Annotated in this window: 22 protein-coding genes and 2 tRNA genes; 13 read left to right on the top strand and 11 right to left on the bottom strand. The window is 62.7% G+C overall.

Annotation, left to right across the window (positions count from 1 at the left end; all coding sequences use genetic code 11):
• Positions 1-102: 102 nt before the first annotated feature.
• Positions 103-1,218 (bottom strand): bifunctional 3,4-dihydroxy-2-butanone-4-phosphate synthase/GTP cyclohydrolase II, encoded by a 1,116-nt coding sequence (gene ribBA / locus OSW16_RS10155; protein ID WP_267822752.1) that lies wholly within the window; start codon positions 1,216-1,218, stop codon positions 103-105.
• A gap of 78 nt (positions 1,219-1,296) precedes the next feature.
• Here ribBA and OSW16_RS10160 point away from each other — a divergent pair, with 78 nt between their 5' ends.
• Positions 1,297-1,590: a DUF1330 domain-containing protein gene (locus tag OSW16_RS10160; RefSeq protein WP_241806506.1), complete on the top strand. Its 294-nt coding sequence runs from the start codon at positions 1,297-1,299 to the stop codon at positions 1,588-1,590.
• 100 nt (positions 1,591-1,690) lie between these two features.
• Positions 1,691-2,437 (top strand): SDR family oxidoreductase, encoded by a 747-nt coding sequence (locus tag OSW16_RS10165; protein WP_267822754.1) that lies wholly within the window; start codon positions 1,691-1,693, stop codon positions 2,435-2,437.
• On the opposite strand, the gene OSW16_RS10170 is transcribed toward OSW16_RS10165, so the two are convergent.
• From OSW16_RS10170 to OSW16_RS10180, 3 genes are all read right to left on the bottom strand, one after another.
• Entirely contained in the window at positions 2,434-4,515 is a 2,082-nt protein-coding gene (locus OSW16_RS10170; protein ID WP_267822756.1) for a hybrid sensor histidine kinase/response regulator, read from the bottom strand. The genes OSW16_RS10165 and OSW16_RS10170 overlap by 4 nt on opposite strands.
• Before the next feature lie 101 nt (positions 4,516-4,616).
• Positions 4,617-6,026, bottom strand: a complete 1,410-nt coding sequence (mapR, locus tag OSW16_RS10175; protein ID WP_267822758.1) for a GntR family transcriptional regulator MpaR — start codon at positions 6,024-6,026, stop codon at positions 4,617-4,619.
• 122 nt (positions 6,027-6,148) lie between these two features.
• Positions 6,149-6,388 (bottom strand): DUF3203 family protein, encoded by a 240-nt coding sequence (locus OSW16_RS10180; protein ID WP_241806502.1) that lies wholly within the window; start codon positions 6,386-6,388, stop codon positions 6,149-6,151.
• Positions 6,389-6,601: 213 nt separating this feature from the next.
• Here OSW16_RS10180 and OSW16_RS10185 point away from each other — a divergent pair, with 213 nt between their 5' ends.
• Positions 6,602-7,123 (top strand): MgtC/SapB family protein, encoded by a 522-nt coding sequence (locus OSW16_RS10185; RefSeq protein WP_267822760.1) that lies wholly within the window; start codon positions 6,602-6,604, stop codon positions 7,121-7,123.
• Positions 7,124-7,655: 532 nt separating this feature from the next.
• Here the strand turns inward: OSW16_RS10185 and OSW16_RS10190 are convergent.
• From OSW16_RS10190 to OSW16_RS10200, 3 genes are all read right to left on the bottom strand, one after another.
• Complete coding sequence (locus OSW16_RS10190; RefSeq protein WP_267822762.1) at positions 7,656-8,555, bottom strand: hydroxymethylglutaryl-CoA lyase; 900 nt, start codon at positions 8,553-8,555, stop codon at positions 7,656-7,658.
• A 20-nt stretch (positions 8,556-8,575) separates the two neighbouring features.
• A complete protein-coding gene (locus OSW16_RS10195) occupies positions 8,576-8,974 on the bottom strand; it encodes a MerR family transcriptional regulator (protein ID WP_012313840.1) in 399 nt (132 codons plus the stop codon).
• 110 nt (positions 8,975-9,084) lie between these two features.
• A complete protein-coding gene (locus tag OSW16_RS10200) occupies positions 9,085-9,963 on the bottom strand; it encodes a helix-turn-helix domain-containing protein (protein ID WP_267822766.1) in 879 nt (292 codons plus the stop codon).
• Between the two features lie 130 nt (positions 9,964-10,093).
• Between OSW16_RS10200 and pobA the strand changes: the two genes are divergently transcribed.
• Positions 10,094-11,281, top strand: coding sequence for a 4-hydroxybenzoate 3-monooxygenase (gene pobA / locus OSW16_RS10205; RefSeq protein WP_267822768.1), 1,188 nt, complete (start codon positions 10,094-10,096; stop codon positions 11,279-11,281).
• Positions 11,282-11,533: 252 nt separating this feature from the next.
• Here the strand turns inward: pobA and OSW16_RS10210 are convergent, their stop codons facing one another.
• A complete protein-coding gene (locus OSW16_RS10210) occupies positions 11,534-11,713 on the bottom strand; it encodes a hypothetical protein (protein ID WP_241806497.1) in 180 nt (59 codons plus the stop codon).
• 156 nt (positions 11,714-11,869) lie between these two features.
• Between OSW16_RS10210 and OSW16_RS10215 the strand changes: the two genes are divergently transcribed.
• On the top strand, positions 11,870-12,613 hold the full coding sequence (locus tag OSW16_RS10215) for a peptidase C39 family protein (RefSeq protein ID WP_267823933.1): 744 nt from the start codon (positions 11,870-11,872) through the stop codon (positions 12,611-12,613).
• Between the two features lie 60 nt (positions 12,614-12,673).
• Here the strand turns inward: OSW16_RS10215 and OSW16_RS10220 are convergent, their stop codons facing one another.
• Positions 12,674-13,957: an NAD(P)/FAD-dependent oxidoreductase gene (locus OSW16_RS10220; RefSeq protein ID WP_267822771.1), complete on the bottom strand. Its 1,284-nt coding sequence runs from the start codon at positions 13,955-13,957 to the stop codon at positions 12,674-12,676.
• A 198-nt stretch (positions 13,958-14,155) separates the two neighbouring features.
• Here OSW16_RS10220 and OSW16_RS10225 point away from each other — a divergent pair.
• The 4 genes from OSW16_RS10225 to OSW16_RS10240 all read left to right on the top strand — a co-directional run bounded on the left by OSW16_RS10225 (position 14,156) and on the right by OSW16_RS10240 (position 15,835).
• Positions 14,156-14,232: transfer RNA gene (locus OSW16_RS10225), tRNA-Val, on the top strand.
• 159 nt (positions 14,233-14,391) lie between these two features.
• Positions 14,392-14,468: transfer RNA gene (locus OSW16_RS10230), tRNA-Val, on the top strand.
• 152 nt (positions 14,469-14,620) lie between these two features.
• Complete coding sequence (locus OSW16_RS10235; RefSeq protein ID WP_267822773.1) at positions 14,621-15,193, top strand: SPOR domain-containing protein; 573 nt, start codon at positions 14,621-14,623, stop codon at positions 15,191-15,193.
• A gap of 216 nt (positions 15,194-15,409) precedes the next feature.
• Positions 15,410-15,835 carry a GTP pyrophosphokinase gene (locus OSW16_RS10240; protein ID WP_241806495.1) on the top strand — a complete coding sequence of 142 codons (426 nt, stop codon included), beginning with the start codon at positions 15,410-15,412 and terminating at the stop codon, positions 15,833-15,835.
• Positions 15,836-15,867: 32 nt separating this feature from the next.
• Here OSW16_RS10240 and OSW16_RS10245 read toward each other — a convergent pair whose 3' ends face one another.
• Together OSW16_RS10245 and OSW16_RS10250 are read right to left on the bottom strand one after the other, a co-directional pair.
• Positions 15,868-16,110, bottom strand: coding sequence for a DUF1654 domain-containing protein (locus OSW16_RS10245; RefSeq protein WP_241806494.1), 243 nt, complete (start codon positions 16,108-16,110; stop codon positions 15,868-15,870).
• 166 nt (positions 16,111-16,276) lie between these two features.
• Positions 16,277-17,365 carry an asparaginase gene (locus OSW16_RS10250; protein WP_241806493.1) on the bottom strand — a complete coding sequence of 363 codons (1,089 nt, stop codon included), beginning with the start codon at positions 17,363-17,365 and terminating at the stop codon, positions 16,277-16,279.
• A 342-nt stretch (positions 17,366-17,707) separates the two neighbouring features.
• On the opposite strand from OSW16_RS10250, the gene OSW16_RS10255 reads away from it, so the two are divergent.
• From OSW16_RS10255 to OSW16_RS10270, 4 genes are read left to right on the top strand one after another with little or no spacing between them, the layout of a single operon-like run.
• Positions 17,708-18,664, top strand: coding sequence for a sugar ABC transporter substrate-binding protein (locus tag OSW16_RS10255; RefSeq protein WP_267822776.1), 957 nt, complete (start codon positions 17,708-17,710; stop codon positions 18,662-18,664).
• A gap of 18 nt (positions 18,665-18,682) precedes the next feature.
• Positions 18,683-20,236: a sugar ABC transporter ATP-binding protein gene (locus OSW16_RS10260; protein ID WP_267822778.1), complete on the top strand. Its 1,554-nt coding sequence runs from the start codon at positions 18,683-18,685 to the stop codon at positions 20,234-20,236.
• A complete protein-coding gene (locus OSW16_RS10265) occupies positions 20,233-21,228 on the top strand; it encodes an ABC transporter permease (RefSeq protein ID WP_267822780.1) in 996 nt (331 codons plus the stop codon). Before OSW16_RS10260 ends, OSW16_RS10265 begins: the two co-directional genes overlap by 4 nt.
• A gap of 4 nt (positions 21,229-21,232) precedes the next feature.
• On the top strand, positions 21,233-22,255 hold the full coding sequence (locus OSW16_RS10270; protein WP_267822782.1) for a LacI family DNA-binding transcriptional regulator: 1,023 nt from the start codon (positions 21,233-21,235) through the stop codon (positions 22,253-22,255).
• The last annotated feature ends 7 nt before the right edge of the window (positions 22,256-22,262 follow it).

Consider the following 22,262-nt stretch of genomic DNA (forward strand, 5'->3'; position numbering starts at 1 on the left):
TGCAAGCTGCAAGTAGAAGCGGATCGCGTCGTGCCGCAGGTCGGCTTTTGCTTGCAGCTTGCAGCTTGCAGCTTGCAGCTTGCAGCTTGGAGCTTGGAGCTTTCAGCTCTGGGCTTGGAAGGGGATGCTCTGGACCACTTCCAGCTCATAGCCCGCCAGGCCCGCGTATTTGAGCGGGGGGCCCAGGTGGCGGAGCTTGCCGACGCCCAGGTCCTGGAGAATCTGCGCGCCGGTGCCGACTTCCGAGTACACCTTCGACTGGCCCCGCTGGTACGGACGCAGCGGCTGGGTCAGTTGCGGGATGCGTTCGAGCAGTGCCTGGGATGATTCATGGTTGGCCAGGATCACCACTACCCCGGCACCTTCCTCCGCGACCTTCTGCAGCGCAGCCCACAAGGTCCAGTTCGCCGGCCCGGCATACTCGGCACCGACCAGGTCGCGCAACGGGTCGATGACGTGCACGCGCACCAACGTCGGCTGCTCGCGGCGGATATCGCCCATCACCATGGCCATGTGCACACCGCCTTCGATACGGTCTTCATAGGTCACCAGGCGGAAGGTGCCGTGCACGGTCGGCAGCTCGCGCTCACCGATGCGCTTGATGGTCTGCTCGGTGCTCAGGCGGTAATGGATCAGGTCGGCGATGGTGCCGATCTTGATGCCGTGCCGGGCGGCGAACACTTCCAGGTCCGGTCGGCGAGCCATGGTGCCGTCATCGTTGAGCACCTCGACGATCACCGAAGCCGGGGCAAAACCGGCCAGGCGTGCCAGGTCGCAACCCGCTTCGGTATGGCCGGCGCGGTTCAGCACACCGCCTTCGCGGGCACGCAGTGGGAAGATGTGGCCGGGCTGCACCAGATCCGCCGGGCGGGCATCGGCGGCCATGGCTGCGGCCACGGTGCGCGCCCTGTCAGCCGCAGAAATGCCAGTGGTCACCCCCGTGGCCGCCTCGATGGATACGGTGAAGGCGGTGCTGAACGCGCTGCCGTTGGCCGGTACCATCTGCTCCAGCCCCAAGCGCTGACAATGCTCGTCGGTCAAGGTCAGGCAGATCAGGCCCCGCGCTTCGCGGGCCATGAAGTTGATGGCCTGCGCGTCACAGCGCTCGGCGGCGATCAGCAGGTCGCCCTCGTTCTCCCGATCCTCGTCGTCCACCAGCAGCACCATCTTGCCTTGGCGGTAGTCCTCGAGGAGTGCTTCGATCGTGTTGAAAGCCATGCTGAACGCTCACTGTGAATGGGTGATTATTATGGTATACCATCATACACAAATAGTTTTGCATCAGGAGAGTAGCGGATGAAAGCGTATTGGATTGCCCACGTGGACGTGACCGACCCCGAGCAGTATCAGCAGTACACCCAACGGGCGCCCGCCGCCTTTGCCGCATTCGGCGGGCGGTTCCTGGCCCGGGGCGGGCGCAGCGAGGCGATGGAAGGGCGGTCGACGCCCCAGCGGACCGTGGTGATCGAGTTCCAGACCTACGAACAGGCGCTGGCCTGCTATCGATCCGAGCTGTACCAACAAGCGTGCAGCCATCGTCACGGCGTGGCCAAGGCTGAGGTGATCATCGTCGAAGGGTTCGAGCCCTGAGCGCGGGGCGAAATTGCCTGAGCTGTTGTGCTGGGTCATTCCAAGAGGCTGGCTTTTCCCCTATTGTCGAACCTATGTTCCCACGTGATTTGGCAGGCCCATGGAGAAAGTCATTGTCATCACCGGCGCCAGCCGTGGCATCGGCGCCGCCACCGCGCTGCAGGCTGCCCGTGAGGGTTACCGCATCTGCATCAACTACCACGCCGATGACCAGGCCGCGCACGCCATTCTTGCCCAGGTCCGCGCACTCGGCGCCCAGGCCATTTGTGTGCGTGCAGACGCCAGTGTCGAGGACGAGGTGATCCAGCTGTTCCACCGCGTCGATGAAGCGCTCGGCCCCGTCACCGCACTGGTGAACAACGCGGGCACCATCGGCCAGCAGAGCCGCGTGGAAGACATGTCGGAGTTCCGCCTGCTCAAGGTGATGAAAACCAATGTCGTCGGGCCGATGCTTTGTGCCAAGCACGCCTTGCTGCGCATGGCCCGCCGCCACGGTGGCCAAGGTGGGGCCATCGTCAATGTGTCATCAAGGGCTGCACGCCTGGGCTCACCCAACGAGTATGTGGACTACGCCGCGTCCAAAGGCGCCCTCGACACCTTCACCCTTGGCTTGGCCAAGGAAGTGGCAGGTGAGGGTGTGCGGGTCAATGGCGTGCGCCCAGGCTACATTCATACTGACTTCCACGCCCTGTCCGGCGACCCCGACCGTGTCGCCAAGCTGGAACCTGGCTTGCCCATGGGGCGTGGCGGTCGCCCGGCAGAAGTGGCCGAGGCCATTCTCTGGTTGCTGTCGGACAAGGCGTCCTATTCCACTGGCAGCTTTCTCGACCTTGGCGGCGGGCGCTAATCGCCACCGCTCAGCAGTTGCTGCACGCACTCGGCCAGCACGTCCAGCTCGAACGGCTTGCCCAGCACATGAGCGCCTTGGAGTAGCGGGCCGCCTCCCAGCGCCGCACTGTTGTCATAGCCGGTAATGAACAACACTTTGAGGTCGGGGTGCTGCCGCCGGTAGTGCTCCGCCACATGGCGACCGTTGGGGCCGTCGGGCAGGCCGATGTCGCTTATCAGCAGGTCCGGCCGTTCGCTGTGTTCCAAGTGTTCCAAGTGTGCCAAGGCGCCCCGCCCATTCTCGAAGGCGCTGACCCGGTAACCCTGCTCTTGCAGGACCTCGCTGATCACCACGCGCAGGGCTAGCTGGTCTTCCACCAGCACGATGCGCTGCCCGTTGGCACGGTGTTGATCCAGAGCGCTGGCCTTGGGCGCCTGGGGCTGCGCCGTGGGCTGTTGGTGATGGCGCGGCAGGTACAATTCAACACGTGTACCCATGCCGGGTTGCGAAAGCACGCGTGACTGCCCACCGGACTGGCGCACGAAACCATAGGTCATCGACAGCCCCAGGCCGCTGCCCTTGCCGATGGGTTTGGTGGAGAAAAAAGGGTCGAAGGCACGTGCAATCACTTCCTCGCTCATACCGCAGCCGTTGTCGACAACGCTAAGGCGCACGTAGTCGCCGCTGGGCAACCCCAAAGGGCGTGCCTGATCATTGTCCAGCGCCACGTTGTCACCATGGATGCTGATGACACCCCCGTCAGGCAGCGCGTCACGTGCATTGATGCACAAGTTGAGCAGGGCGCTTTCCAACTGTGGCGGGTCGATGAAGGTGGGCCATAGTTCAGGAGCGAACCGGCTGTGCAGGGAAATGGAGGGGCCGATCGTTCGGCGTAGCAGCTCCTGCATGCCGCCCAGCAGCTCTGCCACCTCCGTGGCGCGTGGTTGCAGGGTTTGTTGGCGCGAGAATGCCAGCAGCCGTTGCACCAGGGATGAGGCGCGTTTGGCCGTGCTGTTGGACATGTCGAGTAAATTTTCCAGCTCGGTATAGCGCTGTTGCTGCAGGCGCAGCTGGATCAGTTCCTGGGTATTGAGGATGCTGCCGAGCAAATTGTTGAAGTCATGTGCGATGCCGCCGCTGAGTTGCCCGACGGCCTCCATCTTTTGCGCCTGGCGCAAGGCCTGCTCTGCGTTGGCAAGGCGTTGTTGCGCCTGCACGCGGTCGCTGATGTCGTAGGCGAACAGGTAAGCGCCCACCGGGGCCCCAGCAGCGTCACGCAGGGCATTGAAGCGCAGTTCATAATGGCGCTGGTCTGGTTGCTGGCCGAATGCACCGATCTCGGTGAACTGCTCGCCCTGCAGTGCCCGTCGCCATAAGGGCAGGATCGTCTCGCGATCTGCGGCATTGTCACCCATCAGCGACGGCATGTAGGCGCCGACTACCGGTGTATGGCCATACAGCAACCGAAAGTCCTCCCTGGCCTTGCGATTGACGGCCAGCCAGTGCATGCCGTTGTCGAGCACGTGCACGTTGGCTGCGCTCTGGTCGATAAGCTCTGCGAACAGGCTGCGCTGTGCCATGGCTTCGCTTGCCCGTTGCTCCAGGCGAGCATTGAGCTGCGCAAGGGCCTGCTCGGTATTGCATCGCTCGGTCACATCCTTGAACAGCACCGCAACCTGCCGGCGCTCCGGCGGCTCGATACGAAAAGAGCTCACTGACAGAACGCGGCCGCTGGCTCGTAGTTCCTGTTCGAATTGCTGGGGGGCACCGGTGTGCAGCACGGGACCGTAACGGGCAACCCACGCGTCGGCTTCATCAGGCAATATGTCGCGCATTTTCTGGCCGGTCGCGTCCGCGATGCCGGCGTGCTTGGTATAGGCGGGGTTGACGAGCACGTGCACGAAATCACTCAGCGGGCCATGGGGGCCGTCAATGAATTCGATGATGCAGAAGCCTTCGTCCATGGTATTGAACAGAAAGCGGTAAACATCCAGGCCTAGCGGCGAATGCTGCTGCAGTTCGGCTTCCAGCTGCGTGATACGTTGGCGCAAGGTGGCGATTTCTTCGCGCAGGGCAAGCATCTCGTTCACAGGCATGGCAGCGTCCGGCAGCAGTGCGTGGCTAAGACTTTAACGCTGCGGCTGTGCTACGCCTACTCGGAATTTTGCCAGATTGCGCCCGAATGCCCATTTTGCTGTCAGAACGAGCGGATGATGCGGCCTAGGGTTGCCATGGCCCGCTCGGCGGTGTCGCTCCACGGGGTGCCGTAGTTCAGGCGGATGCAGTTGCCAAAGCGGCGGGTGGGCGAAAATATAGGCCCCGGCGCGATGCTGATACCTTGGGCCAGGGCCATGTGGAACAGCTTCAGCGCGTCTATCCGTTCGGGCAGTTCCAGCCACAGAAAGTAGCCGCCAGAAGGCTGGCTGACTCGCGTCTGCGCCGGAAAATAGCGCGAGATGGCGGCGAGCATGTTGGCTTGCTGGCCTTCCAAGGCATAGCGCAGTTTGCGCAAGTGGCGGTCATACCCACCGTGTTCCAGGTAGTCGGCAAGGGCCGCCTGGGCCGGCATCGAGGCGCACAGTGAGGTCATCAGCTTGAGCCGTTCGATCTTCTGGGCAAAGCGCCCTGCGGCTACCCAGCCGATCCGGTAACCGGGCGCCAGGCTCTTGGCGAATGAGCCGCAGTGCATGACCAGGCCTTGAGTGTCGAAGGCCTTGGCAGGCTTGGGCGCCTGTTGCGAGTAATACAGCTCGGCGTAGACATCGTCCTCGATCAGCGGCACCTGATGGCGCTGCAGCAATGTTACCAATGCCTGTTTCTTCGCCTCGGGCATGCTCGCGCCCACTGGGTTCTGGAAGTTGGTCATGCACCACACGGCTTTGACCGGGTGCTTTTCCAAGGTCTGGGCGAGGGCGGCCAGGTCCATGCCCTCGCGTGGCTGGACGGGTATTTCCACCGCCTTGAGTTTGAGCCGTTCCAGCACCTGCAGGCAGGCGTAGAAGGCCGGTGCCTCGACCGCCACCAGGTCACCCGGCTCGGTGACCGCCTGCAGGCACAGGTTCAGTGCTTCCAGCGCGCCGTTGGTGATCAGCAACTCCTCCATGGGCAGCATCATCCCGCCAACCATGTAGCGCAGGGCGATCTGCCGGCGCAGTTGCGGGTTGCCCGGCGACAGGTCAGTGACCACCATGCGTGGGTCCATGGCCCGGCTGGCGCTGGCCAGCGAGCGCGACAGGCGCTGCAGCGGGAACAGTTCCGGGCTGGGGAACGCTGAGCCGAACGGCACGGTGTTCGGGTCCTTGATCGATTCGAGTATCGAGAACACCAGGGCGCTGACATCCACGTCAGTCGATTCGCTCAGCGGCTCCAGTGGCTGTGGCTCGCAGAAGTGACGCGGTGCATGGGCAGTGACGAAATAGCCTGAACGCGGCCGTGCGCGGATCAGCCCGCGGCGTTCGAGCAGGTAGTAGGCCTGGAACACGGTCGACGGGCTGACGCCGTGTGTCTGGCTGGCGTAGCGCACCGATGGCACGCGCTGACCGGGGCCGAGCACGCCAGAGCGGATCAGTTCGGCAATGTCATCGGCGAATCGTTCGTAGCGTTTCATGAAGGCTCGGCAGCAGGGTGAACAGGCAAGTCACCCCCACTATGGGCCCGAAGCGGTTTTCAGTACAGGCTCAGGCCATGCACCAAAAACCGGATCAGTTGCTGGTCAGTGCTTCAGCCGCTCTAGATTACCGAGCCAGGAACGCTCGCCTTCAAATGCTTTCGGCTGTCCACGGCGCCGGCTACGGTCAGCGCGTCGGCTTCGGCTTCGGTGATCGGCACGCGCTGGCCTGCCAACAGCGCCACGGACATGCGCAACTGTTCATCGGTGATGATCTCAATGTCCGGGCCATCACCTTCGATGCGCAGGTCTTCGCCTATGAGGGTGCAGCGGCGGGTGCTTTCTTCGATTTCGACGGGCATGGGCTGGTCCTCCGGGTTGCAGTTACAGCTGTGACCGCAGGCACTCACCGGTTGCTGCATCCACCCGCCGGGCGGGGCACTTTGTGGGGGCGACGGCGGTCCACCCTCAAGGAGCCCTGCCGTACGCGGCTCAGAAGCACTGCGCTGTGAGCGCGGATTCAGCCGCGAAACGGCGCCAGGGCCGGCCACCAGTTTGACCGCGAGAAATTTTCCATGGACGTTGTCTGGCAGACGATACAAGCCGAATTCGCCGATATCACGCAAGTGCGTGAAGTCACCCGCATCATCCTGCGCCTGTTGATGGCCGCCATTCTGGGGGCCATTCTGGGCTTCGAGCGTGAGCACAAAGGCAAGTCCGCTGGCGTGCGTACCCATATGCTGGTGTCGATGGGCGCCGCGTTATTCGTGCTGGCGCCAAGCATGGCCGGGGCCGACGAGCAGGCCTTGAGCCGGGTGATCCAGGGTATCGTCGCCGGTATCGGTTTTCTCGGTGCGGGCACCATCCTCAAAGGTAATGGTCGCGACACCAGCCACGTCAAAGGCCTGACCACGGCCGCTGGCCTGTGGATGACGGCCGCCATCGGTACCGCTGCAGGCATGGGGCGTGAAGCGACGGCGCTGATCAGCACAGTGCTTTCGCTGCTGGTGCTGGCCACGATGCCGATGATGGTGGAAAAGGTCGAGGGGCACGACGAGAAGAAGCAGGAGGAGGAGGAGGATGTCAGGAAGCACTGAGGGGAGCCGAAGCTCCCCTCAAAGCGTTGTTGCCTGCTCTTTTCTTATTATTGAAGGCCGACCTTTTATTGTTTTTGTAGGCTTGCCTTGGTGCTGCGAGTGACCCCCAACCGGGGTCAAGAGCAAACGTATTTTTTTGAGCGCTGACCTGCTTTCATCCTAAGGATCCGATGCTGGCTGCCGCTACCTTGAGGTAGTTTTATTGTTCTGTGCCAGACCGCGGGGCAAACCCCTGAAAAGCGTGTCTACTCCAAAAAAATCTGCTTGCTGCGCCTCTGCCGTGTTGTTCTTGTTATGTCAGAGCCGGTACATGTTGTTTTTATTGGGTGTCGCATTTTTTGTTGTTGTTGTACGAAAGATATAGCAGGCGCCGTGCCAACTTTTGAAAACTGTTGTAAATCAATGGCTTGAGCTGAATCGACCAATTCGGGTGGCGTGAAATTCTGTCGAATTGTTTCCCTGTTACCCGATTTTTTGCTGAGGCCTGTGGGGGCGGTAACACTCACCCACACATTTGTGACGACCGTGTGAATCACTGTGCGCTGCGTGCTCGCGCCACACGTGAGCCGTTGGCCCGGCCCAGCACCTCGCTGATCCGCTGCCCCGCCGCGATCAAGCGGTCCAGGTCAATGCCGGTTTCAATCCCCAGCCCCTCTAGCAGGTAAACCACGTCCTCGCTGGCGATATTGCCCGTGGCACCTTTGGCATAGGGGCAACCCCCAAGGCCCGCCACCGAGCTGTCGAACACACTGATACCTTCGAGCAGGCTGGCATACACGTTGGCCAGGGCCTGGCCGTAGGTATCGTGGAAGTGGCCGGCCAGTTGCTCACGCGGCACGTGCGCCGAGACGACTTCGAACAGTTTGCGGGTATCACCTGCGGTGCCAGTGCCGAGGGTGTCACCCAGGGACACTTCGTAGCAGCCCATCTCATGCAGGGCCTTGGCCACGGGGGCGACCTGTTCGGCACTGACTTTGCCTTCATACGGGCAGCCGAGCACGCAGGAAACGTAACCGCGCACCCGCACACCGTGGCTGCGCGCTGCCAGCATGATCGGCTCGAAACGTTTGAGGCTTTCGCTGATCGAGCAATTGATGTTGCGCTGGGAAAACGCCTCGGAGGCAGCGGCGAACACCGCCACTTCCTTCACCCCGGCCGCCAGGGCGTCCTCGAAACCCCGCAAGTTGGGCGCCAGCGCCGCATAGGTAACCCCCTCGCGTTGCTTGATAGCGGCGAACACATCGGCGGAGCCGGCCATCTGCGGCACCCACTTGGGCGAGACGAAACTGCCGACCTCAATGTAGGCCAGCCCGGCGTCGGTAAGGTCGTCGACCAGGCGCACCTTATCAGCAACGCTGATGGGCTGGGCTTCGTTCTGCAGGCCGTCGCGGGGGCCGACTTCGACCAGGCGGACTTTTTCGGGCAAAGGCATGGTGGGGTTCCTGTGGCGGGTCAACGGTTATCGTTATTGTTCAGGGTTGCGGCCAGGGCCTGTTCGCAACGTTCCTGGGCAGTGTCCAGCTCCAGTTGCATCTGGTGAATATCCAGCATCTGTTGTTCAAGCTGGGCGCGGCGCTCGGTGATCTTTGCCAGCATGCTGTTGAGTTGCTTGAGGTTGCCGCTGCTGGGGTCGTAGAGCTCGATCAGTTCACGGCATTCGGCCAGCGAAAAACCGATACGCTTGCCACGCAGGATCAGCTTCAGGCTGACTTTGTCGCGTGCCGAATAGATGCGCTCCAGGCCACGACGCTCCGGGCTGAGCAGGCCCTGCTCCTCATAGAAGCGGATGGCGCGGGTGGTGATGTCCAGCTCGCGGGACAGGTCGGAGATGCTGTAGGTCTGGGTGCTCATGCGTGGGCTCGGCGTGGACTATGACGGTATCCTGAATGCAGGTTGACGTAAACGTCAAGCAGGCTGTTGCGCATGCGTCGCTCTTGGCCTTCCAGTAAAGGCATACGCAGTCAATCGGGCTGGACCGAGCGACGGTAACCATTGGGTGTCTGCCCACTCAAGCGCTTGAAGAACCGCGCAAAGTAGGTCGGGTCACTGAACCCGAGGCTGTCCGACAACTGCCCGATGCTCATCCGCGTGTAGATCAGGTTGCGCTGTGCCTCCAGCAGCAGCCGCTGGTGCACCAGTTGCAGTGCGGTCTGCCCGCTCAAGGCCCGGCACAGTTGGTTGAGCTGCAGGCTCGGGATCTTCAACCGCGCGGCGAAGTCCTCCACCGAAAGGTGCTCACGGTAGTGCGCTTCGACCAGGCGCAGATATTGCCCCAGCAACTGACGGTCACGTTCGTCTCGGTTGCGGGGCGCCTGGCCCAATTGCTGGCGACGGCTGATCCACACCATCAGCGCGGTCACCAGGGCTTCGAGCATGGGCGCGCGTGCCGGGGCATGCCCCTGGTACTCCTGCTGCAGTGTGTCGATCAGGCTGCGCAGGCGCACGCGATCCTTGCCCAGTGGGTAACAGGCAGGCTTGGCCAGCACCCCCAGCGGTGCACCCAAGCGCTGCTCGAGGTTTGCTACCAGCGCGGTGCCGAAGGTCAGCACATGCCCCTGGATATCGGCACTGAAGCGAAACCCGTGCACGGTCAGCGGTGGTACCACCTGGATTGCCGCTTCGCCAATGGCACTGCGCACGCCCTCGATCTCTACCTGCGCCTGGCCACGTTGCACATACAGCAACTGAAACAGCTCGGCGTGCTGGTGCGGTTTGATTTCCCAATGGTGCAGGCGGCTGCGGGCCGGGATCGACTCGCAATGCAGCAGGTCCGTGCCGGGCCATGCCTGGTTTTCGCCATACAGCTGAAACAGCGGGACGCCGGGGAGTGACGATCTCATCAAGAACTGACCTGTCCGTTAATCGAACGCTTTTTAAAAAAGTGCAGTTTTCCCATCGGATAGCACAGCTAATCCACCTGTGCAGCCCGTAAAAATGCAAGTAGAAATCTAATAACACGAGAGAACAACAATGAAAACTCAGGTTGCAATCATCGGTGCAGGTCCGTCTGGCCTACTGCTGGGTCAACTGCTGTACAAGGCTGGGATCGACACAGTCATTCTTGAGCGGCAGACACCTGACTATGTACTTGGCCGCATCCGTGCCGGCGTGCTCGAGCAAGGTACTGTCGACCTGCTGCGTGAGGCAGGTGTTGCCGAGCGCATGGACCGTGAAGGCTTGGTGCACGAGGGTGTCGAGTTGCTTGTCGGGGGCCGCCGGCAACGGCTGGACCTCAAGGGCCTGACCGGAGGCAAGACGGTCATGGTCTATGGCCAGACCGAGGTGACGCGGGACTTGATGCAGGCGCGCGAGGCCAGTGGTGCGCCGATCATCTATTCGGCCAGCAATGTGCGGCCCCACGAGCTCAAGGGCGAACGGCCCTACGTTACCTACGAGAAGGACGGCCAGACCCACCGCCTTGACTGCGATTACATCGCCGGCTGCGACGGCTTCCACGGTGTGTCGCGCCAGAGCATTCCCGAAGGTGTGCTCAAGCATTATGAGTGCGTGTATCCGTTCGGTTGGCTGGGGATGCTGTCCGATACGCCGCCCGTGAACCACGAATTGATCTACGCCCATCACGCGCGTGGTTTTTCGCTGTGCAGTCAGCGTTCACAGACCCGCAGCCGCTACTACCTGCAAGTGCCGCTGGATGAACGCGTGGAGGACTGGTCCGACGAGCGTTTCTGGACCGAACTCAAGGCCCGCTTGCCCGAAGACGTGGCAGAGCGCCTGGTCACCGGCCCGGCGCTGGAAAAGAGCATTGCGCCCTTGCGCAGCCTAGTGGTCGAGCCGATGCAGTACGGGCACCTGTTCCTGGTCGGTGACGCGGCCCATATCGTCCCACCCACTGGGGCCAAGGGCCTCAACCTGGCGGCTTCGGACGTGAATTATCTGTACCGTATCCTGGTCAAGGTCTATCGCGAAGGGCGTACCGACCTGCTGCAGCAGTACTCGCCCTTGGCCCTGCGCCGCGTGTGGAAAGGCGAGCGCTTCAGTTGGTTCATGACCCAATTGCTGCATGACTTTGGTGAACACAAGGATGCCTGGGAGCAGAAGATGCAGGAGGCGGACCGTGAGTACTTCCTGTCTTCGCCTGCGGGGCTGGTGAACATTGCCGAGAACTACGTGGGGTTGCCGTTCGAAGAGGTGGTGTAGGGGCGGGGCATGACTTGAGGGCCCCGCGGGGCTTGCGAGCAAATAAGAGGGCTGCAGACCAATGGCCGTCAGTTAGCGTGATCAGGGCTGCTGCGCAGCCCATCGCCGGCAAGCCGGCTCCTACAGGTACTACGCTGCGGTTGAAGCCAGTGCAAAGCCTGGGCCGCCCCCCAAGGCTGGGCCAGTATCCAGCTTGCGGGGGCAGTCCATACAAGCCGGCTTGCCGGCGATGGGCCTGGGTAATTGCGAAGATCAATGCGCCTGTGCGTGACGGCGCGCCCGATTGATCGGCTGCTGCTTGGCCGGAACCTGCGGTGGCAGGTGGTGGTGCTGTGCATGACGGCGCACGATGCGTAGTACACCCCAGAGCATGGCGGCAGCGACGCTAAGCCACATACCTACCAGCATGAGGATTGCCATGGTCAGGCTCATGTCTACCTCCTTCTCTTGGGTCAGCTTTCGGCTCACCCTCCAGATACTGCATTAGTCTAGCTCTCGCCGCGTGACGTTCCATCTATCGAAGGTCTATTGCTTGGTTCGTTTGGTTCCAAGCCTGCAGCGGGCTATACCCGCGTCGACTGGCATCCTATGATCGTCGGCCAAGGCCGGGCGTTGGCAGCCTGGCGTCAGAACAAGCGAGTGTCCATGGTGCAAATTTCCTTCAAGTCCCGGTTTTTCGAGCCGCGCCGCCTGATAGTGGCCTGCCTGCTGGCCGCCAGCCTCTCAGGTTGTGCCGGCACGCCCCCGGCCGCCGTCAAGGGCGTTGCGCAGCGGGTCGAGATCAGCAGCGTGCCGTTCTACCGAGGCAACGCCAACCACAGTGGGGCCATGGCGCTGGCGGCGTTGCTCTCGCAGCAGGGCGCGCCGATCACCCCGGGGCTGCTGGACAAGCCGCTGAACCTGCCCCAAGGCGCCGAGTCGCTGGGCACCGGCATCCCCCGCGTGGCGCGCGATTACGGCAGGGTCGTGTACCCGCTGGACAAACAGCTGGACGCTCTGTTGACCCAAGTGGCTGCAGGCAACCCGGTGCTGGTGCGTTTTCAGGAAGGTTCGGCGTGGTGGAGCGAGCCGCGCTATGCGGTGCTGATCGGCTTTGACCGTTACAAGCAGCGGGTGCTGCTGCGTGCGGGGATGCACCGGCGGCAGATGATGGCCTTCGACGATTTCAAGTCGGCGTGGGCGCAAGAGGGGAGCTGGGCGATACTGGTTCAGCCGCCGCGGCAACTGCCGGCCCAGGTGGACCGGCAGCGCTGGCTGCAGGCTGCCGATGAACTGGCCCGCGCGGGCCAGGAACTGGCGGCGAAGCAAGCCGTGGACAGCCTGCAAAGGTAAGCCACCAACCCTGGCCTGATCCTCGCTAAGCCGGCGATCAGGCCAGTGATGGCAACAGCATCAGAAGCCCAGGCGGTCGCGCAGGCTGTAGTACCAGGCTCCCAGGGCGCTGAACGGTACGCGCAGCATCTGGCCGCCCGGGAACGGGTAGTGCGGTAGGCCGGCGAACGCGTCGAAGCGCTCGGCCTGGCCACGCAGTGCCTCGGCCAGCACCTTGCCCGCCAGGTGGGTGTAGGTGACGCCGTGGCCCGAGCAACCCTGCGAGTAATAGATGTTGTCGCCGATACGGCCAACCTGTGGCAGACGCGACAGGGTCAGCAGGAAGTTGCCGGTCCAGGCGTAGTCGATCTTGACGTTCTTGAGCTGCGGGAAGGCCTTGAGCATCTTCGGGCGGATGATCGCTTCGATGTTGGCCGGGTCGCGTGCACCGTAGACCACGCCACCGCCGAAGATCAGGCGCTTGTCGCTGGTCAGGCGGTAGTAGTCGAGCAGGTAGTTGCAGTCCTCGACGCAGTAGTCCTGCGGCAGCAGGGTGCGGGCCAGTTCCTCGCCCAAGGGCTCGGTGGTGATCACCTGAGTACCGCAAGGCATTGATTTGGCCGCCAGTTCTGGCACCAGGTTGCCCAGGTAAGCGTTGCCGGCGACGATGATGAACTTGGCGCGCACTTTGCCCTGTGGGGTGTGCACGACCGGGTTGGCGCCACGCTCGATGCGGATGGCCGGGGTCTGCTCATAAATGATGCCGCCCAGTGACTCCACTGCGGCCGCTTCGCCCAAGGCCAGGTTCAGCGGGTGGATGTGGCCGCCGCTCATGTCCAGCATGCCGCCGATATAGCTGTCGCAGGCGACCACTTCACGGATGCGCTTCTGGTCCATCAGCTCCAGCTGATTATGGCCAAAGCGTTCCCACAGGCGCTTTTGCGATTCCAGGTGGCCCATCTGTTTGGACGTCAGCGCAGCGAACACGCCACCGTCCTTCAGGTCGCACTGGATGTTGTACTTGGCTACGCGTTCACGGATGATGCGCGCGCCTTCGAAGGCCATGTGGCCCAGCAGTTGCGCCTGCTTGGGGCCGACCGTGCGCTCGATGACGTCAATGTCACGGCTGTAGCTGTTGACGATCTGGCCGCCGTTACGGCCCGACGCACCGAAGCCGACCTTCGCCGCTTCGACGATGCTCACCTTGAAGCCGTTCTCCAGCAGGAACAGGGCGCTGGACAGGCCGGTATAGCCTGCACCGATGATGCACACATCGGTTTCCACCTCACCCTGCAGCGGCGGACGTGGCGGCACCGGGTTGGCCGAGGCGGCGTAGTAGGACTGGGGGTAGGGGGTATTGGCCATGCTCGAGAAACCTCGTGTTTTATATTTTTAACGAATGTACCGATGCTATCAATAATAATAAACACCCGCTAGTCCGTTGAAAATCCTTAACTGCTCCATGGCCGGCGCTTCTCTATAAAGAGGTTAAGATTCAGTAGGTTAGCGCAAAAAAAAGTGTTGACAGCGGTTTTGGAATGCGTAGAATGCGCACCACACGACAGGCACATAGCTCAGTTGGTTAGAGCACCACCTTGACATGGTGGGGGTCGTTGGTTCGAGTCCAATTGTGCCTACCAAACATCAGAAAAGGCGATCCGAAAGGGTCGCCTTTTTTGTGTCTCGCTTTTATAGGCGGCCGCGTCACCCAGGCCGGCAGGCTGCTGAAAGTTTTTGATTTTTTTGAAAAAAACGCTTTACAGGTACGCATTCGGTGACTAATATGCGCACCACACGACAGGCACATAGCTCAGTTGGTTAGAGCACCACCTTGACATGGTGGGGGTCGTTGGTTCGAGTCCAATTGTGCCTACCAAACATCAGAAAGGGCGATCCGAAAGGATCGCCCTTTTTGCATTGTGCGTTTCTGGCAGATGGCCGGTATGTAGCAAGGTGTAACGTATGGTCGCGGTCCGGGTCAGGGGTCGCCATGCTAGAATTCGCCGCTTCGAAACGGGAGATACACGCGTGCGCAAACTGGCAGTGGTAATGGCAGTGTTGGCCCTGGTGGGCTGTGAGAATGAGGTTGAAGGTGTGCACAAACAGGTGGCCGAGCACCTGCACAACCCCAGCACTGCCAAGTTCGGCAACGTGCGGATCGACACCAAGGGCACCATTTGCGGCCAGGTGCGTGGCAAGGACGATGCCGGGCAGTACGAAGCTTACCGCAGCTACGTCGCCATCAAGGGTGACGATGGCCAGTACGACATCATCGTCGACGACAATGGCAACAACCTGCGTATTCGCGAAATCTGCGGGGGCGCTGAGTTGCAGCGCCGCGCCGAGGCCCTTGCCGATCAGCCTGCGCCTCAAGGCTGGGATGTCGAGGTGATCCAGGGCGCCAACATGGGTGCATTGAGCGACATGACCGCCCGCCTGATCGAGAAGGGCATCCCATCCTCGGTCGAATACCGCAATGGCAAGCCGGTGGTGCTGCTGGGGCCGTTCCCCACCAAAGAGGAAGCCGAGGCACGCAAGGCAGAGGTCATGGCCAAGCTGGGTACGGACTCGGTTGTCATCCAGCACGGCGCGCGGCGCTGATAGCAGCGTACCGCGCCCTTCGTAGCATGGCCTCGGTGGCTGCCGGCTTGCCGGCGAGCACTGGCCCAGCCGCTGCCATGCATGGAGTTGCCTGGCCTGTACAGGGGCGAGCCGCCCCTTGTCACCGCCTGTGAAAGCGCCGGAACAGACGCCTGTCATCTGTAACCCGACCGGTCTATGCTTGTTCTGGGAGACGGCTGAAGCGGGGAGGGCCTCATGTCTACACTGGAGCGGGCCATCCTGGTGGCCACCAGGGCGCATGAAGGGCAATACGACAAAGGCGGTGCGGCGTATATCCTGCACCCGTTGCGGGTGATGATGCGGGTGTCCACGCCCGAGCAGCGCATCGTCGCTGTGCTTCACGATGTGATCGAAGACACGCCGCTTACGCTTTCCGACCTGGCCCGCGAGGGTTTCACGCTCAAGATCCTGGCCGCGTTGCTGGCCTTGAGCCGGCGTGATGGCGAAAGCTACGAGGACTTCGTGGTGCGCCTGGGCTGCGACCCACTGGCGCGTACCGTCAAAATGGCCGACCTGGCCGACAATAGCGACCTTTCACGCATCGCCCGCCCAGGCCCGGCCGACCTGAGGCGGCTGGCCCGTTATCAGCAGGCCAGCGCTTACCTGCAGGCGCTGGCCTAGGCCCAGATTCGCATTGCCCAGGCCAGTGCGAGTCAGTCGTCCTTGGGCACCGTCCAGAAAATCTGCACGCCGCCATCATCGCGGTGGGCGAGGGTGACGTTGTCGTTCTCGGCGATCTCCTCAAGCAGGGTTTCCCAATCGTCGGGCGACTCCTGCTCCAGGCGGAAGATCAGGGCGGCGCGGCTACGTTGAGCGATGGGGCTGTTGATGATCTTCTGGATGCGCGTACCCATCAGTTCATAACTGCTCGGCGTTGCAGGGGCGGTACTGGCCACGGGGCTTTTCCTTGTTTTGCTGTATGCGCATACAGTATTTCACTGTAGGGTATTTCGCAACTGCGTGTAAGGTAAAAAGCGGAGGACCGCGGGTGGCCGATACATGGGGAATGAAGCCGGTTGAAGGGCCGGCTAAGCCAGCCCGCCGGCCCCCGTCATGCCGCGATCAGTATTCCCAGAAAATCCGCTGCAGCTCTTTGCTGTCCTGGGTCTTGGTCATTGCCACCATCGCCAGGATCCGCGCCTTCTGCGGGTTAAGGTCGTGCGCTACAACCCAATCGTTCTTGTCATCCGGCTGCTCAGCGTTGCGCAGCACGAAACCGCCCTGGTTGACGTGGGACGAGCGGATGATCTGCACACCCTCCTTGCGTAGCTCCTGCAGTGCCGGCACCACGCGCGAGGACACCGACCCGTTGCCGGTTCCGGCATGAATCAGGGCTTTTGCGCCGTTCTGTGCCAATGCCTTGTAGGCCGTGTCGGTCACGTTGCCGTAGCCGTAGGCGATGTCGACCTGCGGCAGGCTGCTGATCTGCTTGATGTCGAATTCCGAGTTGACGGTGTGACGCTTGGCCGGCAGGCGGAACCAGTACGATTTGCCTTCCACCACCATGCCCATCGGGCCCCAGGCGCTCTTGAAGGCTTCGGTCTTGATGTTGACCGCCTTGCTCACATCGCGGCCGGACTGGATCTCGTCGTTCATGGTCACCAGTACACCCTTGCCCCGGGACTGCTTGTCGCTGGCCACGGCTACGGCGTTGTACAGGTTGAGCATGCCATCGGCCGACATGGCCGTGCCCGGGCGCATGGAGCCCACCACCACGATCGGCTTGTCGGTCTTTTCTACCAGGTTGAGGAAGTAGGCGGTCTCTTCCAGGGTGTCGGTGCCGTGGGTGATGACGATGCCGTCCACGTCCTTGCTTTCGGCAAGTTCGGCGACGCGTTTGCCCAGCTTGAGCAGGTCGTCGTTGCTGATGCTTTCGGAGGCGATCTGCATCACTTGCTCGCCGCGCACGTTGGCAATGTCGGCAAGCTCCGGCACGCCGGCGATCAACTTGTCGATGCCCAGCTTGGCCGCCTGGTACGTGGCGCTGTTGGCAGCGCTGGCGCCGGCGCCGGCAATGGTGCCGCCGGTGGCGAGGATGACTACGTTGGCCAGCTGCTGCTGGGTTTGGGCTTCTTTGGCCGAAGCGGTGGTGGGCAGAATCAGCAGCAGCGCCAGGGCGCTGGGTGCGAAGGACTTCAGTGCAGCATTCATAATTATTGTTCTCTCTTCCTAAGTGAGATTGTGCTGTGTCGCACAGGGTGCAAGGCAGTTTTCGTACCATCCTTGTCTGGGCGCTTTAATTCGCTGCGCGCCGCGGTGGCTGTGGGCCGGGATTGCCCTCAAGGCGCCGCAGGCGGACCCCTTGGTTCGGAAATCCGAACAAAAATAGGAAAAGCTGTTCGGTTTATCGGAAAAATCCCAGATAATCTGCGGCATAAGTAACGCAGCCATTGCCAGCGAAACGGATTTGACAAAACCTCGTCCTGTTTCCATAGTTAGCCAACGCAAACGTTTGCGATCCGATAAAAACCACAAGATTCGGAGTCATCTCCCATGAAACTGCCGTTCCCCGGTCGTCTGCTGGCGCTCGCCGTCATTTCCTCGCTGTCGCTTGCCCTGCCGCTCGGCGCTGCCCATGCGGAAGACAAACCCAAGGTCGCTCTGGTGATGAAGTCCCTGGCCAACGAATTCTTCCTCACCATGGAAGATGGCGCCAAGGCCTACCAGAAAGACCACGCCAACGAATTCGACCTGGTGGCCAATGGCATCAAGGACGAGACCGACACCAGCAACCAGATCCGCATCGTCGAGCAAATGATCGCCACCGGCGCCAACGCCCTGGTAATCGCACCAGCCGACTCCAAAGCCTTGGTGCCTGTGATCAAGAAAGCCATGGACGCCGGCATCACCGTGGTCAACATCGACAACCGCCTGGACCCTGACGTACTCAAGAGCAAGAACCTCAGCGTACCCTTCGTTGGCCCCGACAACCGCAAGGGCGCACGCCTGGTAGGTGATTACCTGGCCAAAGAGAAGCTCAAGGCCGGTGACCAGGTCGGCATCATCGAAGGCGTGGCGACCACCACCAATGCCCAGCAGCGCACCGCCGGCTTCAAGGACGCCATGGAAGCAGCTCAGATGAAGATCGTCTCGGTGCAATCGGGCAACTGGGAAATCGACAAAGGCAACAACGTCGCCGCCGCGATGCTCAATGAATATCCCGACCTAAAAGCACTGCTGGCCGGTAACGACAGCATGGCCCTGGGCGCCGTATCGGCCGTGCGCGCGGCCGGCAAGACCGGCAAGGTGCAAGTGGTGGGCTACGACAACATCAACGCCATCAAGCCCATGCTCGAGGACGGCCGCGTACTCGCCACTCTCGATCAGGCGGCCAGCCAGCAGGCGGTGTACGGCATCCAGGCGGCATTGCAGATGCTCAAAGGCCAGAAGCCGAACGTGGACGCCGACAACGTCATCCAGACCCCGGTCGAACTCATCACCAAGCCTTGACGGCCAGGAGACATGGCCATGCCTGTAACGGCCAATGAAGTGCTGCTCGCTGCCAGCGGCCTGGGCAAGCGCTACACGCAACCGGTGCTGGGCGACGTCAGCCTGGCCCTGCGCGCCGGCGAGGTGCTGGCCCTTACCGGCGAGAACGGCGCGGGCAAGAGCACCCTGTCCAAGCTCATCAGCGGGCTGGAAGCACCCACCACCGGGCACATGACCTTCCGCGGTCAGCCCTATGCACCTGGCAGCCGCAGCGCCGCCGAGCGTCTTGGCGTGCGCATGGTCATGCAAGAGCTCAACCTGCTGCCGACCCTGACCGTGGCCGAAAACCTGTTCCTCGACAACCTGCCCAGCCGCTTCGGCTGGATCAGCCAGAAGCGCCTGCGCCAGTTGGCCACGGCCGCCATGGCCCAGGTCGGCCTGGACGCCATCGACCCGGACACCCCGGTGGGCGAATTGGGCATCGGCCACCAGCAGATGGTGGAGATCGCACGCAACCTGATCGGCGACTGCCATGTGCTGATCTTCGACGAACCCACCGCCATGCTCACCGCCCGCGAGGTGGAACTGCTGTTCACCCAGATCGAGCGCCTGCGCCAGCGCGGCGTGGCCATCGTCTACATCTCGCACCGCCTGGAGGAGCTCCAGCGCGTGGCCCAGCGCATCGTGGTGCTGCGCGACGGCAAACTCGTGTGCGACGAGCCGATCCAGCGCTACAGCAGTGCCGAGCTGGTCAACCTGATGGTCGGCCGCGAGCTGGGCGAACACATCGACCTGGGCCGCCGCCAGATCGGCGCGCCGTTGCTCAAGGTCGACCGGCTGTGCCGCGGCGACAAGGTGCGAGAGGTGTCGCTGCAGGTCAGGGCAGGGGAGATCTTCGGCATCTCCGGGCTGATAGGTGCCGGCCGCACCGAGTTGCTGCGGCTGATCTTCGGCGCCGACCGCGCCGACAGCGGCAGCATCGAAATCGGCCAGCCACTCAAGGCGGTGACCATCGACTCGCCCAAGGCAGCGGTCGAGGCCGGTATCGCCCTGATCACTGAAGACCGCAAAGGCGAAGGCCTGCTGCTGACGCAATCGATCAGCGCCAACATCGCTTTGGGCAACCTCGCTGCGCTGTCCCGCGCCGGGGTGGTCGACGGCGACGCCGAAAAGGCCCTGGCCGAACGCCAGATCACCGCCATGCGCATCCGCAGCGCCAATGCCGCCCAGGTGGTCGGCGAGCTGTCCGGCGGCAACCAGCAAAAGGTGGTGATCGGCCGCTGGCTGGAGCGTGACTGCCAGGTGCTGCTGTTCGATGAACCCACCCGCGGCATCGATGTGGGCGCCAAGTTCGATATCTATGGCTTGCTGGCCGAGCTGGCGCGCCAGGGCAAGGCCCTGGTGGTGGTGTCCAGCGACCTGCGCGAGCTGATGCTGATCTGCGACCGCATCGCAGTGCTGTCGGCCGGCCGCCTGATCGACACCTTCGAGCGCGACCACTGGAGCCAGGACCAGCTCCTTGCCGCTGCCTTCGCCGGCTACCAGAAACGTGACGCCCTGCTGCACGACGCAGCGCCCAGGATGGATGTATGAAAACCACACCTCTCGACACACAGGCCGGCGCCCCCGTGCGCCGCAGCGGCACCTACTTCGGCCTCGGCACCTACCTGGGCCTGGCGGGCGCCTTGCTGGCGATGATCGTGCTGTTCTCGTTGCTCAGCAGCCACTTCTGGTCATACGCCACCTTCAGCACCCTGGCCAACCAGATCCCTGACCTGATGGTGCTGGCCGTGGGCATGACCTTCGTGCTGATCATCGGCGGTATCGACCTGTCTGTTGGCTCGGTGTTGGCGCTGGCGGCATCGGCCGTCAGCGTGGCCATCCTCGGCTGGGGTTGGAGCGTGCTGTCGGCCGCCTTGCTCGGCATGGCCGTCGCCGCGCTGGCCGGCAGCGTCACCGGCGCGGTCACAGTGGCCTGGCGCATACCCTCGTTCATCGTCTCGCTCGGCGTGCTGGAAATGGCCCGCGGCCTGGCCTACCAGTTCACCGACTCGCGCACCGCCTACATCGGCGATGCCTACGCCTGGTTCTCCAACCCCATCGCCTACGGTATCTCGCCGGCCTTCATCATTGCCTTGCTGGTGATCGTCCTTGCCCAGCTGGTGCTGACCCGGACCGTGTTCGGCCGCCACCTGATCGGCATCGGCACCAACGAAGAGGCCGTGCGCCTGGCCGGCATCGACCCGCGCCCCTACAAGGTGCTGGTGTTCGCCCTGATGGGCCTGCTGGCCGGGCTGGCCGCGCTGTTCCAGATTTCCCGCCTGGAGGCCGCCGACCCCAATGCCGGCGCCGGCCTGGAGCTGCAGGTGATCGCCGCTGTCGTGATCGGCGGCACCAGCCTGATGGGCGGGCGCGGCTCGGTGATCAGCACGTTCTTCGGCGTGCTGATCATCTCGGTGCTGGCCGCAGGCCTTGCACAGATCGGCGCTTCAGAACCCACCAAACGCATCATCACCGGGGCGGTCATCGTCATCGCCGTGGTGCTCGACACCTACCGTAGCCGGCGAGCAGGCCGGCGGAACTGAAAACATGGCAACCATCAAAGACGTCGCGGCACTCGCGGGTATTTCCTACACCACGGTGTCCCATGTACTGAACAAGACCCGCCCGGTCAGCGAACAGGTGCGGCTTAAGGTCGAAGCGGCCATCGTCGAGCTCGACTACGTGCCCAGCGCCGTGGCGCGCTCGCTCAAAGCGCGCACCACGGCCACCATCGGGCTGCTGGTGCCCAACAGCGTCAACCCATATTTCGCCGAGCTGGCGCGCGGCATTGAAGATGCCTGCGAGCGCAACGGCTATTGCGTGATCCTTTGCAACTCCGATGACAACCCACAGAAGCAGCGCAGCTACCTGCGCGTGCTGCTGGAAAAGCGCATCGATGGCCTGGTGGTGGCTTCGGTGGGCGAGGACAGTGACCTGCTGCAGAGCCTGGCCTGCGTGCGTACCCCGATGGTCATCGTCGACCGCGCGCTGGAAGGCGTCGACGCCGACCTAGTGCGCATCGACCACGAGCAGGGCGCGTACCTGGCCACCCAGCACCTGCTGGAGCTTGGCCACCGCGACATCGCCTATATCGGCGGCCCGGCCGCGACCGGCGTCAGCCAACTGCGCCTGGCCGGCTTTCACCGTGCCATGGCCGAGGCGCAGGTGGCCGTGCACGGTGCGCACATCCTGCAGTGCGATTTCACCAGCCCCGGTGGCCATGCGGCGGCCGCGCAACTGCTCGATGGCCAGCGGCCCACAGCCATTTTTGCCGGCAACGACATGATCGGCTTTGGCGTGCTGCGTGCGGCTGCCGAGCGCAATATCAGCGTGCCGGGCGAGCTGTCGGTGATCGGCTTCGACGACATCGAGCTCAGTCGCTATGTGTACCCACCGCTGACCACCGTCGGCCAGTCGATCCGTGAGCTCGGTGAAAGTGCAGCGGCGCTGTTGCTGTCGCGTATCGCCGCACCGCGGCGCGAAGGCGCAGAGCAGCGCATCGTCGCCCCGCGCATCGTGCTGCGTGAGTCCACCGGGCCGCGCCCGGACCTGTTCAATGATTACCGCTAAGGAATGT

Source organism: Pseudomonas putida, from assembly GCF_026625125.1.
Classification (GTDB): domain Bacteria; phylum Pseudomonadota; class Gammaproteobacteria; order Pseudomonadales; family Pseudomonadaceae; genus Aquipseudomonas; species Aquipseudomonas putida_X.

Excerpts from the sequence above, each read along its gene's own strand:
- ribBA (WP_267822752.1), bottom strand. The coding sequence starts at position 1,218 with ATGGCTTTCAACACGATCGAAGCACTCCTCGAGGACTACCGCCAAGGC.
- OSW16_RS10160 (WP_241806506.1), top strand. The coding sequence starts at position 1,297 with ATGAAAGCGTATTGGATTGCCCACGTGGACGTGACCGACCCCGAGCAG.
- OSW16_RS10165 (WP_267822754.1), top strand. The coding sequence starts at position 1,691 with ATGGAGAAAGTCATTGTCATCACCGGCGCCAGCCGTGGCATCGGCGCC.
- OSW16_RS10170 (WP_267822756.1), bottom strand. The coding sequence starts at position 4,515 with ATGCCTGTGAACGAGATGCTTGCCCTGCGCGAAGAAATCGCCACCTTG.
- mapR (WP_267822758.1), bottom strand. The coding sequence starts at position 6,026 with ATGAAACGCTACGAACGATTCGCCGATGACATTGCCGAACTGATCCGC.
- OSW16_RS10180 (WP_241806502.1), bottom strand. The coding sequence starts at position 6,388 with ATGCCCGTCGAAATCGAAGAAAGCACCCGCCGCTGCACCCTCATAGGC.
- OSW16_RS10185 (WP_267822760.1), top strand. The coding sequence starts at position 6,602 with ATGGACGTTGTCTGGCAGACGATACAAGCCGAATTCGCCGATATCACG.
- OSW16_RS10190 (WP_267822762.1), bottom strand. The coding sequence starts at position 8,555 with ATGCCTTTGCCCGAAAAAGTCCGCCTGGTCGAAGTCGGCCCCCGCGAC.
- OSW16_RS10195 (WP_012313840.1), bottom strand. The coding sequence starts at position 8,974 with ATGAGCACCCAGACCTACAGCATCTCCGACCTGTCCCGCGAGCTGGAC.
- OSW16_RS10200 (WP_267822766.1), bottom strand. The coding sequence starts at position 9,963 with ATGAGATCGTCACTCCCCGGCGTCCCGCTGTTTCAGCTGTATGGCGAA.
- pobA (WP_267822768.1), top strand. The coding sequence starts at position 10,094 with ATGAAAACTCAGGTTGCAATCATCGGTGCAGGTCCGTCTGGCCTACTG.
- OSW16_RS10210 (WP_241806497.1), bottom strand. The coding sequence starts at position 11,713 with ATGAGCCTGACCATGGCAATCCTCATGCTGGTAGGTATGTGGCTTAGC.
- OSW16_RS10215 (WP_267823933.1), top strand. The coding sequence starts at position 11,870 with ATGATCGTCGGCCAAGGCCGGGCGTTGGCAGCCTGGCGTCAGAACAAG.
- OSW16_RS10220 (WP_267822771.1), bottom strand. The coding sequence starts at position 13,957 with ATGGCCAATACCCCCTACCCCCAGTCCTACTACGCCGCCTCGGCCAAC.
- OSW16_RS10240 (WP_241806495.1), top strand. The coding sequence starts at position 15,410 with ATGTCTACACTGGAGCGGGCCATCCTGGTGGCCACCAGGGCGCATGAA.
- OSW16_RS10250 (WP_241806493.1), bottom strand. The coding sequence starts at position 17,365 with ATGAATGCTGCACTGAAGTCCTTCGCACCCAGCGCCCTGGCGCTGCTG.
- OSW16_RS10255 (WP_267822776.1), top strand. The coding sequence starts at position 17,708 with ATGAAACTGCCGTTCCCCGGTCGTCTGCTGGCGCTCGCCGTCATTTCC.
- OSW16_RS10260 (WP_267822778.1), top strand. The coding sequence starts at position 18,683 with ATGCCTGTAACGGCCAATGAAGTGCTGCTCGCTGCCAGCGGCCTGGGC.
- OSW16_RS10265 (WP_267822780.1), top strand. The coding sequence starts at position 20,233 with ATGAAAACCACACCTCTCGACACACAGGCCGGCGCCCCCGTGCGCCGC.
- OSW16_RS10270 (WP_267822782.1), top strand. The coding sequence starts at position 21,233 with ATGGCAACCATCAAAGACGTCGCGGCACTCGCGGGTATTTCCTACACC.